Consider the following 1117-nt stretch of genomic DNA (forward strand, 5'->3'; position numbering starts at 1 on the left):
AGTAATCAGCGATTCTGGCCGCACCGCCGCTTCGGGGGATCGAGTTACTTCCAATCAGTTCCCGCACTCAATCAGTACTGGCATCCGTGGCTGCTCGGCGGCCGGGTCGAGGGAAGCGCCGTCATCGACGGACAGAGCTGGGATCTCACCGGAGCGCAGGTGTACGGCGAGAAAAACTGGGGAAAGGGAGGATTCCCGGAATCCTGGTGGTGGGGACAGGCACAGGGGTTCACCGATCCTCGAGCCTGCGTGGCGTTTGCCGGCGGACAGGTCAGCGCCGGACCTCTGCGCACCGAAGTCACCGCCGTCGTTGCCGCGCTACCGGACGGAACGGTGTTGCGGCTGGGTAATCCTCTGACGTCACAGGTGGAGACGACGGTGTCCGACGATCGCTGGACGCTTCGGGGTTACAGCCGGAAGTGGAGCATCGACATCGACGGGACCGCACCCATCGCCGACGCACACATACTTCCTGTTCCGATACCTGCCGAGCGTCGAAACGTACCAGGAGCGCTCGAGCATCTCGGTGGAACGATGTCGGTCATCGTCCGGCGACGCGGCACCATCGTCTGGAAGGACAGGTCACGGTTGGCTGCTCTCGAGCACGGCGGATTGGATCGGGCGCAGGCCGAACTCACTCGGCGGGAACAGCTCTCGCAAGATCGATGAGAGCGGAGGCCGCCGGATTCTTGCCGCCCGACGAACGCCAGACCAATTCCAGCCGAGATCGCGCCTCCGGTTCGAGATCGATCCGATGCAACTCCCCCACTGCCGACTCGGGAAGCACGGCCATTCCCAACCCCTGCGCTGCCAATGAAACGATGATGCCGAGATTGCTTGCCTCGAGCGCAACCGTCGGCGTGGTGCCGGCCGCGGCGCATGCGAAGTTCAGACACGTCCTGATACCGGTTCCCTCCGGCAGACAGATGACCGATCGCGTGGCGAGCTCGGCAAACGGTAGAGACGACACCTCGGCCAGCGGATGATCCGTTGCCACTCCGGCCACCAGTCGTTCGTCGGTGATCACCCTCGATTCGAGCCCTTCCGGCAGCTCTCCCGCCACCCCGATGACGGCTATGTCGAAGGTTCCGTCCGACACTCCGGCAAGCAGACTGCG

General features: G+C 64.0%; 2 protein-coding genes. One reads left to right on the forward strand and one right to left on the reverse strand.

What is annotated here, in order from left to right:
- Positions 1 to 669, forward strand: a 669-nt coding sequence (locus tag ABT116_RS49150; RefSeq protein ID WP_351648116.1) for a tocopherol cyclase family protein, incomplete at its 5' end; no start/stop codon positions are given.
- On the opposite strand, the gene ABT116_RS49155 is transcribed toward ABT116_RS49150, so the two are convergent.
- Positions 635 to 1117: LysR substrate-binding domain-containing protein (locus ABT116_RS49155; protein ID WP_351648119.1), on the reverse strand; the 483-nt coding region annotated here is incomplete at its 5' end. The two genes, ABT116_RS49150 and ABT116_RS49155, sit on opposite strands and share 35 nt — an antisense overlap.

The organism is Streptomyces sp. NPDC002130 (assembly GCF_040296465.1).
Lineage (GTDB): Bacteria > Actinomycetota > Actinomycetes > Streptomycetales > Streptomycetaceae > Streptomyces.